The following is a 16329-nucleotide window of genomic DNA, read 5'->3' on the forward strand; positions in this document are numbered from 1 at the left end:
CGACGGGGGCAGCGCCCCCTTTCTAGCCCTTCATCAGGTCGGGAAGGTCTCCGGTCAGGCCTGCGGCCTCGCGGATCAAGCCGCGCCTGAGACGGGGGATCGCGTTGATCGCTCCCATGCCCAGGTCACGCCCGAGCCGCAGCAGCGGGTTGTCGTTCGAGAACAGCCGGTTGGTGGCGTCGGTGACCAGCGCGAGCGTGGCCGTGTCGAAGCGGCGCCATTGCTGGTAGCGCGCCAGCACGTCGCTCGATGCGATGTCCTCGCCGCGCCGCTGCGCCTCGTCGAGAACCTGCGCGAGCGCCGCCACATCGCGCAGTCCCGCGTTGAGGCCCTGTCCCGCGATCGGGTGCATCCCATGCGCCGCGTCGCCGATCAGCGCCAGCCGCTCGGCCACGAAACTGTTGGCGAGGGTCAGGTTCAGCGGATAGGTAAAGCGCTTGCCCCTGAGCTTGATCCGCCCCAGGAAATCGCCGAAGCGCGGGCGCAGGACATTCATGAAATCCGCATCCGACAGGGCGGCAAAGCGCCGGGCGGTGTCGTCGGTCTCGCTCCAGACAATCGAACTGACATTGCCCGGCAGCGGCAGGATCGCCAGCGGGCCGGGAGGCATGAAGAACTGATGCGCGATGCCGTGATGGGGCAGTTCGTGTTCGATGGCGGCAACCAGCGCGGTCTGTCCGTAACCCCAGCCGGTGCGCCGGATGCCGGCACGCACAGCCGTTCCCGATTGGCGCCCGTCGCTGCCCACGAGGAGCCGCGTCGAGAGCGAGCGGCCCGATTTAAGCTCCAGGGTCATGCCGCCGGGGTCCGGCCTCTGCCCGATCACACTGTCGCGGATCTGGGTGATGCGCGGGTCATCCTTCATGGCATCGAGGAAGGCGCGGCGCAGGTAGCGGTCCTCGAGCATGTGACCCATCGGGCCTTCTTCGATCTCGGCATGGTCGAAATGCAGGAAAAAGGGCGAAAGCGGCCCCTGTCCGGCGCGCCCGTCGCTGACCTTGATCTCCAGCATTGGCTGGGTGTTGCTTTCCACACGGGCCCAGATGCCGATGGCGCGCAGCAGTCGGGTGGATGCAAGCGAAAGCGCATAGGCGCGCCCGTCGAACGCGGCATTCTTGCGCGCGGCCTGCGAGAGCGGGTCGATCACGGTGACAGAGAAGCCGGCCTGCGCCAGCGCCAGCGCAAGGGCCGGGCCGTTCAGGCCGCCGCCCACGATCGCGATATCCGTATCATGTTTCATGCCCGGCAATATGGCGGTTTGCGCGGGATTGTCCATGCGCCGCGCTGCCGCTACCGTCGCGGGCGCAAGGGACCAAGCGGGAAGGCGGGCGAGATGAGCAACTGGCTGAAGATGAGCGCGGCGGATCTGGGGCGCGGGATCGGGGCGGGCAGGATCGACCCGGTGGAACTGACCGAGGCGTTTCTCGATGCGATCGCCGCGCATCCCGACCATGCGCGCATCTATGCCAGCGTGACGCCCGGGCGTGCCCGCGCCGAGGCCGGAGCCGCCGCGATGCGTGCGCGGGCCGGGCAGCGGGTGGGTCCGCTGGACGGGGTGCCGATCAGCTGGAAGGACCTCTTTGACAGCAGCGGTGTCGCCACCGAGGCGGGCACGGCGCTGTTGAAAGGCAGGGTGCCGCGGCGCGATGCGCGCGTGCTGCGCAGCGCGACGATGATGGGCACGGTGTGCCTTGGCAAGACGCATATGAGCGAATTGGCGTTTTCCGGGCTGGGGCTCAATCCGATGACGGCGACGCCGCCCTGCGTGAACGATCCGCAGGCCGTACCGGGCGGGTCGAGTTCGGGCGCGGCGGCTTCGGTGGCGCTGGGGCTGGCAGCCTGCGGGATCGGCAGTGACACCGGCGGGTCGGTGCGCATTCCGGCGGCTTGGAACGACCTTGTGGGGCTCAAGACCACCGCCGGTCGCCTGTCGCTCGATGGGGTTGTGCCGCTGGCGGCACGGTTCGACACGGTCGGCCCGCTTACGCGTACCGTCGAGGATGCCGCGCTGGCGCTGGCGGCGTTGGAGGGGCGTTCGGGCGGTGCCGATCTGCGCGGGGCCTCGCTGAGCGGTGCGCGGCTTGCGGCGTTGCGCAGCGTCGTGCTCGATGACATCCGCGAGGGGCCGCTCAACGCCTATGAGAACGCTGTGGAGCGGCTTTGCGCGGCGGGGGCGCATGTCGAGCCGCTGGACTGGCCGGATTTGTCCGAGGCGATGGCGATGTCGGGCACGCTTTATACCGGCGAGGCCTATGGCATCTGGCGCGATGTGATCGAGGCCGCGCCCGAAAAGATGTTCGCGGCCATTCTCGAGCGGTTCCGGGGCGGGCGCGAGGTGAGCGCGGCCGATTACGTGGCCGCCTGGCGACGGTTGGAGCAGATGCGCCTCGATTGGCATGCGCGGGTGGCGGGATATGATGCGGTGATCATGCCGAGCGCGCCCAACATGCCCCCGGATGCCGCCAAGCTGCTGAGCGACGAGGCCTATTACGTCACCGAGAACCTGCTGACTCTGCGCAATACGCGTGTGGGCAATCTGATGGGACTGCCTGCCGTGACCCTGCCGACCGGCACGCCGAGCTGCGGTATCATGCTGTGTGGCAAGCCGATGCAGGAAGAGCGGCTTTTGCGTCTGTGCAAGGCCGCGGAAGAGGCGCTGGGGCGGTAGGCGTGGCGGCGGGGGCGCTGCCCCCGTCGCGCAAAGCGCGACTCCCCCGGGATATTTGAGAACAGAAGAAGGGCGGGGGCCTGTGACCGTTCTGCCAAAATGTCACATTCCGACTGTCAAGCCCTTGGTTTTGCTGGACGCAGGGCAGGGGCTTGGGTAGATTCGGGCGAAACGGGACGTGATGATCCCGAACCTTGAGGCAGTATTGATGTTTCCCGAGCGGTTTTCGAACCTACCGGCCTATGCGTTTCCGCGCCTGCGGAGCCTTCTGGACGCCCATGCGCCCGGAGGCGAGGCCCTGCATATGACAATCGGCGAGCCCAGGCACGCCTTCCCGCCGTGGGTTGCGGATGTCGTGGCCGAACACGCCGCGGGGTTCGGGCAATACCCGGCGAACGAGGGTGCGGCCGGCCTGCGCCGGTCAATCTGTGGCTGGATCAAGCGGCGTTACGGCGTTGAAATGGACCCCGGGCGGCACGTGATGGCGCTGAACGGGACGCGCGAGGGGCTTTACAACGCGATGATGGCGCTCTGCCCGGAGACCAAGGCGAGCAAGGCGCCGGTGGTCTTGCTGCCCAACCCGTTCTACCAGGTCTACATGGTGGCGGCGTTGAGTGTCGGGGCCGAGCCGGTCCTGTTGCCGGCAACGCGGGAGACAGGACATCTGCCGGATTTCGGGGCGGTGCCCCAAGAGGTGCTGGAGCGCACCGCGGTGGTTTATCTCTGTTCGCCGAGCAATCCGCAGGGCGCGGTGGCGAGCCGGGCGTATTGGCGCGATCTGATCGCGCTGGGCGAGCGGTTCGATTTCCAGATCTTCGCCGATGAATGCTACAGCGAGATCTACCGTGGTGAGGCCCCCGCGGGCGCATTGGACGTGGCGCAAGAGATGGGGGCCGACGCCGAGCGCGTGGTCGCGTTCCATTCGCTCTCGAAGCGGTCGAACCTGCCGGGGCTGCGCAGCGGTTTCGTGGCCGGCGGCTCCGAGTCTCTGCTGCGCCTCAAGCAGTTGCGAAACTATGCCGGTGCGCCCTTGCCGATGCCGTTGCAGCACGTGGCCGAAAGGGCCTGGGACGACGAGGCGCATGTGGATGAGAACCGCCGCCTTTATGCCGAGAAATATGCGCTCGCCGACGAGATCATGGCGGGTGTGCCGGGGTATGAAAGCCCGCAGGCCGGGTTCTTCCTTTGGCTGCCTGTCGAGGATGGCGAGGCGGCGGCGCTGAAACTCTGGACGCAAACCGGGGTGCGGGTTCTGCCCGGCGCCTATCTGAGCCGCGAGGTTGCGGGTGCGAACCCGGGCGCGGGGTATATCCGGGTCGCGATGGTGGCCCCGAAAGACGAGATGGCGCGCGGGCTGACGCGGCTGCGCGACTGTCTTTACGCATGATTTGAGGACGAGGGATAAAATGGCATACCAGACACGCGGGCGCGAACCGCTGCTTGACAGCACCATGGCCGAGGCGATCGAGAAGCGCGGCAGGGAGTTGATGGGGCTGGTCCTGCTGATCATGGGGGCGATGGCCGCCGCGATGATCGTTTCCTATCATCCGGACGATCCGAGCTGGATGTCCGCCACCGACGCGCCGGTCCGGAACTGGATGGGGCGGATCGGGGCCTCGATCGCCGCGCCGCTGTTCATGATCGTGGGCTGGGGCGCCTGGGGCCTGGCCATCGTGCTGGGTGTCTGGGGCGCGCGTTTCGCCCTGCATCGCGGGGCAGAGCGCGCGGTGAGCCGTCTGATCTTCGCGCCGATCTGGATCGCGCTGCTGGCGCTTCATGCGGCGTCGCTGACGCCGGGCGCGGTATGGTCGGCCACGCATAGTTTCGGCCTTGGCGGCATGTTCGGCGATGCCGTTCTGGGCACGATCCTGGGCATTTTGCCGCTGGGCGCGAGCCTCGGGCTCAAGGTTCTGTCGCTTGTCCTTGGCATTGGCGTGCTGGGCTTTGGCGCCTTTGTGCTGGGCTTTACCCGGCCCGAACTGATGCGCCTGGCGCGGTTCCTGCTGGTCGGGGTCATCCTGACCTATGCCTGGATCATGGCCCTTGCCGGGCGGGGCGCCACCGGCGCCCTGAGCGTGGCGCAGCGGGCGCAGGCCAAGGCCGGAGAGGCCCGCGCGCGGCGCTTGGCCGACCGCGCCGAAGCCGAGGACTATGCCCGCGCCGAGGCCAGCGTTCCGGTGCAGCCGGTGGTGCGCCGCGCGCAGGTGCCGCCGATCAGCGCGCCCCAGCCTGCCGCCGCTGCGCACAACACCGGCCACGACGAGCGCGCCGGCGGTCTGCTGTCACGGATGCCGTCGCTCATGCGCCGCCCCGAACCCGAGCCCGAGCCGGAACTGATCGAATCCACCGGGCCGCAGGGCGATGTGCAGGCGCCGGGCGATGACCGGATCCGCGCCAAGATCGCCGATGTCATCAAGACCCGTGTCCGCCAAAGCCCGATGATTCAGGTCGAAAGCGTCGCGCCCCTGACACGCGGACGGGGCCGTGGTCCCGATCCGCTGATCCTCAATTCCGGATCGCGCGACGTCCTGCCGCCCGAACCGCCGCTGACCGCAGCGCAGCGCGAGGGCTGGCCCGACGATCCGCCACGGGTCGCGCCCGAGTCGCAGCCACACCCCCAAGAGCAGCCCGACCTGCCCCAGCCCGAGCCGCAGGCGCAGGCGTCGCAGCCGCGCATCCCCGTGGCCGAGCCCAGGAAGGTCGTGCAGCATACGCAGCGCCGCGCGCCCCAACCCTCAAGCCGGGCCATCGCCGAGGCGCAGCCCGCGCTGCAATTCGAGGAAAGCGCGCAGGTGGAATACGATCTGCCGCCGCTCAGCCTGCTGAACAATCCGGCCAATATCACCCGCCATCACCTGAGCGATGACGCGCTCGAGGAGAACGCGCGGATGCTTGAGAACGTGCTGGACGATTACGGCGTGAAGGGCGAGATCGTCAGTGTCCGCCCCGGTCCGGTTGTCACGATGTACGAACTGGAACCCGCGCCCGGCCTCAAGGCAAGCCGGGTGATCGGTCTGGCGGATGATATCGCGCGCTCGATGTCGGCACTGTCGGCCCGCGTCAGCACCGTGCCGGGGCGCAGCGTGATCGGTATCGAACTGCCCAATGACAACCGCGAGATGGTCAGCTTCCGCGAAATCCTGTCGAGCCGCGATTATGGCGACGGCAATCAGAAGCTGCCGCTGGCGCTCGGCAAGGATATCGGTGGCGATCCGGTGGTGCAGAATCTGGCGAAGATGCCTCACCTGCTGATCGCGGGCACCACGGGGTCGGGCAAGTCGGTGGCGATCAACACCATGATCCTGAGCCTGCTTTACAAGCTGACGCCGGATGAATGCCGGTTGATCATGATCGACCCGAAGATGCTGGAACTGTCAGTCTATGACGGCATTCCCCATCTGCTGAGCCCGGTTGTGACCGACCCCAAGAAGGCTGTCGTGGCCCTCAAATGGGTCGTGGCCGAGATGGAAGAGCGCTATCGCAAGATGTCCAAGATGGGCGTGCGCAATATCGACGGCTATAACGGCCGGGTCGCGGATGCGCAGCGCAAGGGCGAGATGTTCTCGCGCACGGTGCAGACGGGCTTTGACGACGAGACCGGCGAACCGGTCTTCGAGACCGAGGAATTCGCGCCCGAGAAGATGCCCTATATCGTCGTGATCGTCGACGAGATGGCCGACCTGATGATGGTCGCGGGCAAAGAGATCGAGGCCTGCATCCAACGCCTTGCGCAGATGGCGCGGGCCTCGGGGATTCACCTGATCATGGCCACGCAGCGCCCCTCGGTCGATGTGATCACCGGCACGATCAAGGCGAACTTCCCCACCCGGATCAGTTTCCAGGTGACCAGCAAGATCGACAGCCGCACGATCCTGGGCGAGATGGGCGCCGAGCAGCTTCTGGGCATGGGCGACATGCTTTACATGGCCGGGGGCGGCAAGATCACCCGCTGTCATGGTCCCTTCGTCAGCGACGAAGAGGTCGAGGAGGTGGTCAATCACCTCAAGGCCTATGGCCCGCCGACCTATGTGAATGGCGTGCAGGATGGCCCGGACGACGAGAAGGCCGACAGTATCGATGCGGTGCTGGGTCTGTCGACGGGCGGCAATACCGACGGCGAGGATGCGCTTTACGATCAGGCGGTGGCGATCGTCATCAAGGACCGCAAATGCAGCACATCCTATATCCAGCGCAAGCTGGCGATCGGCTACAACAAGGCCGCGCGTCTGGTCGAGCAGATGGAAGAGCAGGGCATCGTCAGCCCCGCCAACCATGTGGGCAAGCGCGACATCCTGGTGCCGGAGCAGTAGGGCCGGCACCCGCGCGTCCCTGCTGACGGGATTTTGATGCGATCGGGCGCTGGCCGCGCGGGCGCGGGCTTGATAACCGGTCATGGCCTGCTGATATCAGGTTCAAGACGGCCGTTATCGCATATCAGGCCGCCGCCGGGGTAACATCCCCCGGCGTTTCACCGATGAAGGAGCCCCGCGTCATGAAACCCCTTTCGATTCTGACGGCCGCCGTGCTGAGCGTCGCCATGGCCATGCCGGCAGCGGCCGAGAAATTGTCGCTTGGCGCGATTTCAGGCTATCTCAACGGGTTGAAGACCGCCGAGGGCGAATTCACCCAGATCAACGATGATGGCACGATCAGCACCGGGCGCATCTATATCAAGCGGCCGGGCCGGGTGCGCTTCGAATACGATCCGCCCGAACGCACGCTGGTTGTGGCCGATGGCGACCGTGTCGGCGTCGTCGATCCCAAGTCGAACACCGGCCCCGAGGCCTATCCGCTGCACCGCACCCCGTTGAAAATCGTGCTGGCGCGCAATGTCGACCTCACGCGCGAGCGGATGGTGACCGGCCATGCCAGCGACGGCAAGACCACAACGATTCAGGCGCAGGACCCCGCACATCCCGAATACGGCAATATCGAACTGGTCTTCACCGCCAACCCGGTAGAGCTGCGCCAATGGGTCATCAATGACAGCGCCGGCGCGCGCACCACAGTGGTTCTGGGCGATCTGCGCACGGGGATGCAACTGGCCGATGACCGGTTCGTGATACCTGGCGTCGGCCCGGTCGAACGCCGCGACAAATGACGCTCCGGGCGCCGCGTCTCGGCGCGGCGCCGGATCGCTTGGCGAAGGGGCCGGGGCAGGGGCCTCAGAACAGGCCGAAACCCCGGCCATTACAGCGCCGTAGCTGCGCCTGATACATTTGTGAGCGGGAATCGACCTTGTCGGCGACGCGCAACAGCCAGGGCTTGCTGTTAAAGCTGCGCCGCGCGAACCCGGTACGCCCTTCGTGATAGGCCAGATACTGGTTGCGCGTATCGCTGAGCGGGATCCCGAGGCTCTGGTTGGATTTCGACATGTACCAGCCCATGAAATCGGTGGCGTCCGAAATGTCGTTGCGCCGCGCGCCGAAGCGGCGGGTTTCGCGCTTGTATTCGTCCCATGTGCCATCAAGAGCCTGACTGTAGCCATAGGCTGAACTTTGCCGCCCCATCGGAATGATCCCGAGCGTCCAGCGGAACGGGGTGCGGGCATTGCCGTCAAAGCTGCTTTCCTGATGGATCGTGGCCATCTGCACATGCACGGGAACGCCCCAGCGGCGCTCGGCCGCGTTGAAGGCGCGCTTGTATTGCGGGCGCTGCTCCAGGATCGAACAGGCATTGTCCAGATTGCTTGGAGGTGGGCCGCTTGGCCCGCCGCCGCAGGACGCCACCAGAAGGACGATCAGGAATGCGCGAAGAGTTCTGCTCATCTGCCTCTCGCTTTCGTTTGTTTTTTTGCAACTTTAGCGGAAACACACGCGCAGGGGAATCAAGAAATCGCAGGAATTCAAAGCAGAACGGCAAGAAGCAGCGGCAACGCCACGACCGACATCAGCGTCGAGGCCACGACCAGCCCGGCCACGGCATCGGAATCGGCGCCGTATTTCTCGGCCAGAAGATACGATGTCACGGCCACGGGGGTCGCAAGTTGCAGCACCAGGACGGCAAAGGCGGTCTTGTCGAGCCCGAACCAGGCGCCGACCGACCAACCGATCCCCGCACAAAGACAGACTTTGACGAGCGACAGGATCGCGGCCTGCCCGATGCGCCCCGGCGTCAGCCTCGCCACCGCGACGCCCAGCGTGATCAGCATGAGCGGGATCGCCATCTGGCCCGTCAGCTTCAGCGTATTGGTCATGAAGGTCGGCGTTTCCCATCCCTGCCACAGGAACAGCCCGCCCAGAAGTGTTGCGGCGACAAGCGGCTCCTTGAGCACCTTGAGCACCGAACCGCCGCCCGATACCAGCCAGATCCCATAGGTGAAGGACCAGATCGCCATGATCGCGAACACCACCACCGCATAGCCCAGACCGGTCTCGCCAAAGGCGAACAGCGCCAGCGGCAGGCCAAGATTGCCGGTATTGCCGAAAATCAGCGGCGCGGTATAGGTCCGGGTTTCCAGCCCGAAGGCGCGGGTCAGCAACCACATCGCCACGGTCAGCGCGCCATAGCCGACGATCGCCGCCGCCGACAGCGCGGTCAACGCGCCCGGGTCGATCTCGGTCTGCATGAGCGATACGAAGATCAGGCAGGGGACCGAAAGGGTCATCGCCATCTGCGTGACGAACTGCACGCGATATTCGAATCCCATCTTCACCCAGACGAACCCGACAGCCGCCAGCAGGAAAACCGGCGCGACGATCTCAAGCACTGTCAAGGCAAGGTTCACAGACTGTTTCCCGTGTTTTTATGCTCTGGGGTTGGACAAACGGCCCTTGAAACCATTAGTCTTGAGGGCTAGGGGCTGCAATGTGATGTTGAAAACAAGAGCGAAATATTCGCTGGGCCAAGTCGTCCGGCATAAAAAACACCCGTTTCGCGGGGTCGTTTTCGATGTCGATCCGGAATTTTCCAACAGCGAGGAATGGTATCACTCGATCCCCGAGGATAGCCGCCCCTCCAAGGAACAGCCGTTCTATCATCTTCTGGCCGAGAATGACCAAAGCTATTACGTGGCTTATGTTTCCGAACAGAACCTGATCGCTGACTATTCGGGAGAGCCGGTGGACCACCCCGACATCCCTGACCTGTTCGGCCCGTTCGAGGACGGACATTACCCGCTGCATTTCCAGCTGAACTAGGGCGCGGGCGGGCCTGCGCCCGCGCCGCCACTCCTCATTTGCCTTCAATAGCCAAGCGCGCAACCGTCCTTGCGCGGATCGCTGGCGCCTTCCAGCACGCCGTCGGGGCGGATCACGATGGCCTGACCGCCGCCGATCGGCCCCTCGGGGACGATCACGTCATGACCCAACCCGGCCAGTTCGGCGCGCACCGCCTCGCTGTAGCCGCGCTCCACCTTCAGCTTCCCGGCCTCGGCATAGCTGCGCGGAGCGTCGAGCGCGGTTTGCGCATCCATCCCGAAATCGCGCAGGTTCGACACCAGCCGCGCATGGCCATTGGGCTGATAGGCCCCGCCCATCACGCCGAAGGGCGTCGTGACATGTCCATTCTCGCGCAACATGCCGGGGATGATCGTGTGCATCGGCCGCTTGCCACCGGCCATTTCATTGGGATGGCCCGGTGTCAGGCAGAAGCCTGCGCCGCGATTCTGGAACAGCACGCCGAATTTTTCCGACGCGATCCCCGAGCCGAAACCATGGAAGATCGAATAGATCAGCGACACGGCCATGCGGTCGCGATCGACCACGGTTATATAGACGGTTTCACGATGCACCGCATCGGCCAGCGGCGCGGCGGCGGGCATCGCGTTCTGAGGGTCGATCAGCGCGGCCAGTTTCGCCGCCGTTTCGGGTGCCAGCATATGTTCGAGACGGCTTGTATGATCGGGATCGGCGATGATGCGGTTGCGCGCGTCATAAGCCAGCTTTGCGGCTTCGGCCTCTATGTGGGCACGCTGGCTGCCGGCCGGATCCATCAGGGAAATATCGAAATGTTTCAGTATATTGAGCATCAGTATCGCCGTGGCGCCATGGCCGTTGGGCGGGTGTTCGACCAGATCGACTCCCTTGTAGTCGCCAGCAACCGGCGTGGTGTAGTCGCATTCGGTGGCGGCGAAATCATCCGCCGTATGCACCCCGCCCCGCGCGTTGAGCGCGGCGACCATGTCCTCGGCCACCTCGCCACTATAGAACCCGTCGCGCCCCTTGGCGGCGATGCGGCGCAGCACCTCGGCCTGACCGGGCGCGCGGAAAATGTCACCGGTCTTGAGCGCGGCGCCGTCCCTGGTGAAATAGCCGATCGCCTCGCCCTGAAGCGCCTTGGCGGCCTCGGGCCAGTCAAAAGCCACGCGCGGCGCGACGGGCACGCCCGCTTCGGCGTGATGGATGGCCGGGGCAAGCAGTGCATCAAGGCCCAGCTTGCCGTGATCCGCGGACAGGCGGCAAAAGGCGTCGATCGCGCCGGGGACGGTCACCGCATCGGGGCTGTTAAGAGGCACGGTGTCGTGCCCGCGTGCGCGCAGCGCCGCCGCGCTGGCCCCGGCGGGGGCGCGGCCCGACCCGTTGAGCGCATGGATTTCGTCGCTGCCGGGCTTGGTGAAAAGTGCAAAGCAATCGCCGCCGATCCCGGTCATCTGCGGCTCGCAGATACCCAGCAGAACGGCCCCCGCGATGGCCGCGTCCATGGCGTTGCCGCCGCGTTCCAGGATATCCACCGCCGTCTTGGCGGCCAATGGATGCGACGTGGCGCACATGCCGTTGCTGGCAAAGGTGGCGGAACGGCCGGGGAGGTGGAAATCTCGCATTGGGGGGTGTCCTTCATCTGTCACGCGGCCGTCACACTAGGGCGAAGCCGGGTGAATGCCAATGCGATGAAGGGGGAAAGAAAACCTCGACGCCGCGCACTGGGTGGGGGCTGTTCTACGCGGCGCCGAGGGAAGCTATATGCAGCTACAGTTCTTAGATACGGATGGTTTCAGGCGCTTTTTAGCATTGAATGCGGCAATACGGTGTCTTTGCCGCCAACGTGGCGCCGCGCCCCTGTCATTCGAGGCGGAAAATGAGGGTCAGCCGATTTTCGTCAGGTGAACGGATATAGGAAACCTCCTCGGTCAGTTCGCGAATCAGAAGCCAGCCGAATCCCCCTTCAGGCAGCGCATCAGGCGTCACCTCAAGATCCTGATGCAGGCCCGGCGGCGGGGTCCGGCCCGGCAGGGGGCGTCCTCGATCTGTCAGAACAACATGCAACAGCGCGCCCTGCACCTGTGCACACAGGTGCACCGGACCGTGCGAATGCCCGCCATAGGCATGTTCGGCGATATTGTTGAGCGCCTCGGCCAGCGCGATTTCGACTGCGCCGCACCGTTCGCCCCCCAGTTCGAACGCGCTCAGATGGCGGCGCACCGCCTCAAGCACCTCCCGGATCTGTTCCACAACACCGCAAAAGTGCAATGACAGGGTGTCGGGCGATGGATCCCGGGAGGAGACAGAGGGCGGGGGCGGACGGCCCATCACGGTACCGTCAGCCGACCGGACGAGGGACAAGGGCTGCGGCATCCTTGTGAATATCGAACACGGTTTCCATCCGGGTCAGGCGAAACACCTTGGCGACATCCGGGGTCAGCCCCGCCAGATCCAGCCGCTTGCCACTCTTGAGTTGCTTCATGGATGCGACGATGGCGCCCAGACCGCTGGAATCGATGAAGACGACATTCGACAGATCGAGCAGGATATGATCCGGCCCCTGATCAGTCAGCGTGCGCATGGAGTCCTTGAAGCCGATCGCCACGCTTGAATCGATTCGGGTGTCGGCGACGGTAATCAGGTTGATGTCGTTGTCATAGGTGCTGTGCAGGTTCATGATGCCTCCTTCGGGCGATAGGTAGAAATACGGCTGAGGCTAGACCGCATTCCTTACCATTCGGTATGCATGGACCTGATCAAGGGAGAACGAGCCATGAAAGAGGTTGTCATCGCAGGCGCGGCGCGCACCCCGATGGGTGGGTTCCAGGGCGATTTCGATGGGGTCGGGGCCGCGGTTCTGGGCGGCGCGGCCATTCGTGCGGCGCTGGACGGCGCGGGCGCGCAAACCGTGGACGAGGTGCTGATGGGCTGCGTGCTGCCCGCAGGCCAGGGCCAGGCCCCCGCCCGGCAGGCCGGCTTTGCCGGCGGTCTGGGCGAGGACGTGCCGGCCACCACGCTCAACAAGATGTGCGGCTCGGGCATGAAGGCGGCGATGATGGCCTTTGACCAGATCGCCCTTGGCCATGCCGATACGATGATCGCAGGGGGCATGGAAAGCATGTCGATGGCGCCTTATCTCTTGCCCAAGATGCGCGGCGGCGCCCGTCTGGGGCATGGGCAGGTCATCGACCACATGTTTCTCGACGGGCTCGAGGATGCCTATGACAAGGGCCGCCTGATGGGCACCTTCGCCGAAGATTGCGCCGAGCATTTCCAGTTCACCCGGCAGGCGCAGGATGACTATGCCATCGGCTCTCTGGAAGGGGCGCTGGCGGCGCAGGAATCGGGTGCTTTCGAGGGCGAGATCGCCCCGGTCACCCTCACGACCCGCAAGGGCGATGTGACGATCTGCGCCGATGAACAGCCCGCCAAGGCGCGCCCCGACAAGATCCCGCAACTGAAACCGGCCTTTCGCAAGGACGGCACGGTGACGGCGGCGAATTCCAGCTCGATCAGCGATGGCGCGGCGGCGCTGGTGCTGACCTCGCGCGAGGCGGCCAAGGCGCAGGGGCTGACGATTCGCGCCTGCATCCTGGGCCATGCCAGCCACGCGCAGGCGCCCGGCTGGTTCACCACCGCGCCGGTGCCCGCCGCGCAGAAGCTGCTAAAGCGCATCGGCTGGAGCAAGGACGATGTGGACCTCTGGGAGGTGAACGAGGCTTTTGCCGTGGTGCCGATGGCCTTCATGCATGAAATGGGCCTGTCGCGCGACAAGGTGAACGTGAATGGCGGCGCCTGTGCGCTTGGCCACCCGATCGGCGCCAGCGGTGCGCGGATCATGGTGACGCTGCTCAACGCGCTGGAAAAGCGCGGCCTCAGGCGCGGCGTCGCGGCGATCTGCATCGGCGGCGGCGAAGGCACGGCGATCGCGATAGAACTGGTTTGACGGCCACGCGCGGCGGCCATTGCGCCTGACGGGCGCGTCTATCCCTTCATGCGCGCGCCCGTCGGATCATAAAGCGGCTTGAGGCTGGCCTCGGCGCGCACCCGCGTCCCGGCGATGTCGATCTCGTAGCCTGATGCCAGCAGGTCATCGACGGTTTCGCCCTTGCAGGGCACATAGCCCATGCCGATCGCCGCGCCCAGGTGATGGCCGTAATTGCCCGACGAGAGATACCCCACGATCTGCCCGTCGCGCAGGATCGGTTCGTTGTGATAAAGCAGCGGCTCGGGGTCGGTCAGGCGGAACTGCATCATCCGGGTGCCAAGCCCCTCGTCGCGCTTGCGCTGCACGGCGTCGCGGCCGATGAAGGCGGGCTTGGTTTTCGACACGGCAAAGCCCAGACCCGCCTCGAGAACATGATCCTCGCAGGTGATGTCATGACCGAAATGGCGAAACCCTTTTTCGATGCGGCAACTGTCCATCATGTGCATCCCGCACAGTTTCAGCCCATGATCCGCGCCCGCCTCGAACAGGGTTTCGAACACATGCGCGGCCATGTCGGCCTGGATATAGACCTCCCAGCCCAGTTCGCCCACATAGGAGACGCGATGCGCGCGGGCGAGGGCCATGCCGATCTCGATCTGGCGGGCGGTGCCGAAAGGATGCGCCGCATTCGAGAGATCGTCGGGTGACACCGCCTGCATCAATGCCCGCGATCCCGGGCCCATCACGGCCAGAACCGCCTCGGCGGCGGTGACATCGGTGATGACGGCGATCCGTTCGCCGAGATTCCGGCGCAGCCAGGTCTCATCGGCCAGCCTTGTGGCGGCGGGGGTGACGACCAGCCAGGCAGTTTCGGAAAGGCGGGTGACGGTCACGTCGGCCTCGATCCCGCCGCGATCATTGAGAAACTGGGTATAGACGATCTTGCCCACCGGAACTGATAAGTCTGCGCCGCAGACATGGTTCAGGAATGCCTCGGCATCGGGGCCTTCGACGCGCAGCTTGCCGAATGTGGACATGTCATACATGCCCACGCCAGTGCGGATCGCCGCGTGCTCGGCGGCGGCATTGGCGAACCAGTTCTGGCGCCCCCATGAATAGGCGTATGCGCGTTCCTGCCCCGGCGCGGCGAACCAGTTGGCGCGCTCCCAACCGGCGGTTTCGCCCATGACGGCGCCCTGGTCCAGCAAATGCGCGTGAAGCGGGCTGCGGCGTACGCCGCGCGCGGTGGTCTTTTGACGATAGGGGAAGTGATCGGCGTAAAGCAGCCCCAGCGTTTCGGTCGAACGGCGCGCGAGGTAGGAGCGGTTGCCCTGGAAGGGTTGCATCCGGGCGATATCCACATCGCCCAGATCGAAGGGCTTTGCGCCGTCCTCCATCCATTGCGCCAGCGCCATGCCCGCGCCGCCCGCCGACTGGATACCGATCGAGTTGAACCCGGCGGCGACCCAGACATTGTCCATCTCGGGCGCAAGGCCGAGATGATAGGCGTCATCGGGCGTAAAGGATTCGGGTCCGTTGAAGAAAGTGTGAATGCCCGCCTCGCCCAGCATCGGCATCCGGTTCACGGCCCATTCCAGGATCGGCTCGAAATGGTCGAGATCCTCGGGCAGCTGGTCGAATTCGAAATCCTCGGGGATGCCGCCAAGCGCCCAGGGTTTGGCGACCGGCTCGAAGGCGCCCAGCATCATCTTGCCGGCGTCCTGCTTGTAATAGGCGCACTCGTCGGGCACCCGCAGAACCGGCAGCGGGCCCAGACCCGCGATCGGTTCGGACAGGATGTAGAAATGCTCGCAGGCCTGAAGGGGCACGTTCACGCCCAGCATCGCGCCCAGGTCGCGCCCCCACATCCCGGCGCAATTGACCACATGTTCGGCGGCGATATGGCCCTGGCTGCCATCCTCTGCCTGCCAGTCCACGCCGGTGACGCGGCGGCCCTGACGGGTGATGCCGGTGGCTTTGGTGCGCTCGGCGATCACCGCGCCGCGCTGGCGCGCACCCTTGGCCAGGGCGAGCGCGATATTGCCCGGATCGCCCTGGCCGTCCTTGTCGAGATAGACCGCGCCGCGCACCCCGTCGGTATTGAGATGAGGATATCGCGCCTTGACATCGCCGGGGCTGATCTCCTCGACATCGACGCCGAAGGCGCGGGCCATCGCGGCCTGACGCAGGATTTCCTCGCGCCGCTCGTCGGTCAGGGCCACGGTGATCGAACCCACCCGCCTGAAGCCGGTGGCGACGCCGGTTTCCTCTTCGAGACTGCCATAGAGCTCCTGGCTGTATTTCGCCAGTTTCGTCATGTTGGCGGTGGCGCGCAGCTGCGCGATGAGGCCCGCCGCATGCCAGGTGGTGCCGGAGGTGAGCTGCTTGCGCTCAAGCAGCACCACGTCACGCCAGCCCAGCCGGGTGAGGTGGTAGGCGACGGAGCAGCCGACCACGCCGCCGCCGATGATGACGGCGCGGGCCTGATTTGGAAGATCGGTCATGCGAGGGCCTCGTTATGCCTGGGTGGAGGGGTTTCGGACGCTGAAGCGTCCGACCGTGGGGGGGGGGGGGGGGGGGGGGGGGGGGGGGGG

At 65.6% G+C, this 16329-nt stretch carries 13 protein-coding genes; 6 read left to right on the forward strand and 7 right to left on the reverse strand.

All coding sequences use genetic code 11. The features are described from left to right. Positions 1–22: 22 nt before the first annotated feature. On the reverse strand, positions 23–1276 hold the full coding sequence (locus N5A93_RS15675) for a UbiH/UbiF/VisC/COQ6 family ubiquinone biosynthesis hydroxylase (RefSeq protein WP_268956038.1): 1254 nt from the start codon (positions 1274–1276) through the stop codon (positions 23–25). A 57-nt stretch (positions 1277–1333) separates the two neighbouring features. On the opposite strand from N5A93_RS15675, the gene N5A93_RS15680 reads away from it, so the two are divergent. The 4 genes from N5A93_RS15680 to N5A93_RS15695 all read left to right on the forward strand — a co-directional run bounded on the left by N5A93_RS15680 (position 1334) and on the right by N5A93_RS15695 (position 7769). After that, a complete protein-coding gene (locus N5A93_RS15680) occupies positions 1334–2668 on the forward strand; it encodes an amidase (RefSeq protein ID WP_268956039.1) in 1335 nt (444 codons plus the stop codon). 208 nt (positions 2669–2876) lie between these two features. Continuing rightward, positions 2877–4055, forward strand: coding sequence for an aminotransferase class I/II-fold pyridoxal phosphate-dependent enzyme (locus N5A93_RS15685; protein ID WP_268956050.1), 1179 nt, complete (start codon positions 2877–2879; stop codon positions 4053–4055). Between the two features lie 19 nt (positions 4056–4074). Further along, positions 4075–6978 carry a DNA translocase FtsK gene (locus tag N5A93_RS15690; RefSeq protein ID WP_268956040.1) on the forward strand — a complete coding sequence of 968 codons (2904 nt, stop codon included), beginning with the start codon at positions 4075–4077 and terminating at the stop codon, positions 6976–6978. Positions 6979–7160: 182 nt separating this feature from the next. Then, positions 7161–7769, forward strand: a complete 609-nt coding sequence (locus tag N5A93_RS15695) for a LolA family protein (protein ID WP_268956041.1) — start codon at positions 7161–7163, stop codon at positions 7767–7769. Positions 7770–7833: 64 nt separating this feature from the next. Here the strand turns inward: N5A93_RS15695 and N5A93_RS15700 are convergent, their stop codons facing one another. Further along, on the reverse strand, positions 7834–8436 hold the full coding sequence (locus N5A93_RS15700; RefSeq protein WP_268956042.1) for a transglycosylase SLT domain-containing protein: 603 nt from the start codon (positions 8434–8436) through the stop codon (positions 7834–7836). A 77-nt stretch (positions 8437–8513) separates the two neighbouring features. After that, a complete protein-coding gene (locus tag N5A93_RS15705; protein WP_268956043.1) occupies positions 8514–9395 on the reverse strand; it encodes an AEC family transporter in 882 nt (293 codons plus the stop codon). Between the two features lie 85 nt (positions 9396–9480). Here N5A93_RS15705 and hspQ point away from each other — a divergent pair, with 85 nt between their 5' ends. Further along, entirely contained in the window at positions 9481–9807 is a 327-nt protein-coding gene (hspQ, locus tag N5A93_RS15710; protein ID WP_085818796.1) for a heat shock protein HspQ, read from the forward strand. Positions 9808–9851: 44 nt separating this feature from the next. Here hspQ and N5A93_RS15715 read toward each other — a convergent pair whose 3' ends face one another. The 3 genes from N5A93_RS15715 to N5A93_RS15725 all read right to left on the reverse strand — a co-directional run bounded on the left by N5A93_RS15715 (position 9852) and on the right by N5A93_RS15725 (position 12484). Continuing rightward, positions 9852–11429 (reverse strand): gamma-glutamyltransferase family protein, encoded by a 1578-nt coding sequence (locus N5A93_RS15715; RefSeq protein WP_268956044.1) that lies wholly within the window; start codon positions 11427–11429, stop codon positions 9852–9854. 238 nt (positions 11430–11667) lie between these two features. Then, complete coding sequence (locus N5A93_RS15720) at positions 11668–12057, reverse strand: ATP-binding protein (protein WP_268956045.1); 390 nt, start codon at positions 12055–12057, stop codon at positions 11668–11670. 88 nt (positions 12058–12145) lie between these two features. Further along, positions 12146–12484, reverse strand: coding sequence for an STAS domain-containing protein (locus N5A93_RS15725; protein WP_268956046.1), 339 nt, complete (start codon positions 12482–12484; stop codon positions 12146–12148). Positions 12485–12580: 96 nt separating this feature from the next. Between N5A93_RS15725 and N5A93_RS15730 the strand changes: the two genes are divergently transcribed. Further along, the gene (locus N5A93_RS15730) at positions 12581–13753 is read left to right on the forward strand and encodes an acetyl-CoA C-acyltransferase (RefSeq protein ID WP_268956047.1); all 1173 of its coding nucleotides are present in this window, start codon (positions 12581–12583) and stop codon (positions 13751–13753) included. 38 nt (positions 13754–13791) lie between these two features. Here the strand turns inward: N5A93_RS15730 and N5A93_RS15735 are convergent, their stop codons facing one another. Then, positions 13792–16239, reverse strand: coding sequence for a GcvT family protein (locus N5A93_RS15735; protein WP_268956048.1), 2448 nt, complete (start codon positions 16237–16239; stop codon positions 13792–13794). Positions 16240–16329: the final 90 nt, after the last annotated feature.

It is taken from the genome of Roseovarius salincola (genome assembly GCF_026891095.1).
Taxonomy (GTDB): domain Bacteria; phylum Pseudomonadota; class Alphaproteobacteria; order Rhodobacterales; family Rhodobacteraceae; genus Roseovarius; species Roseovarius salincola.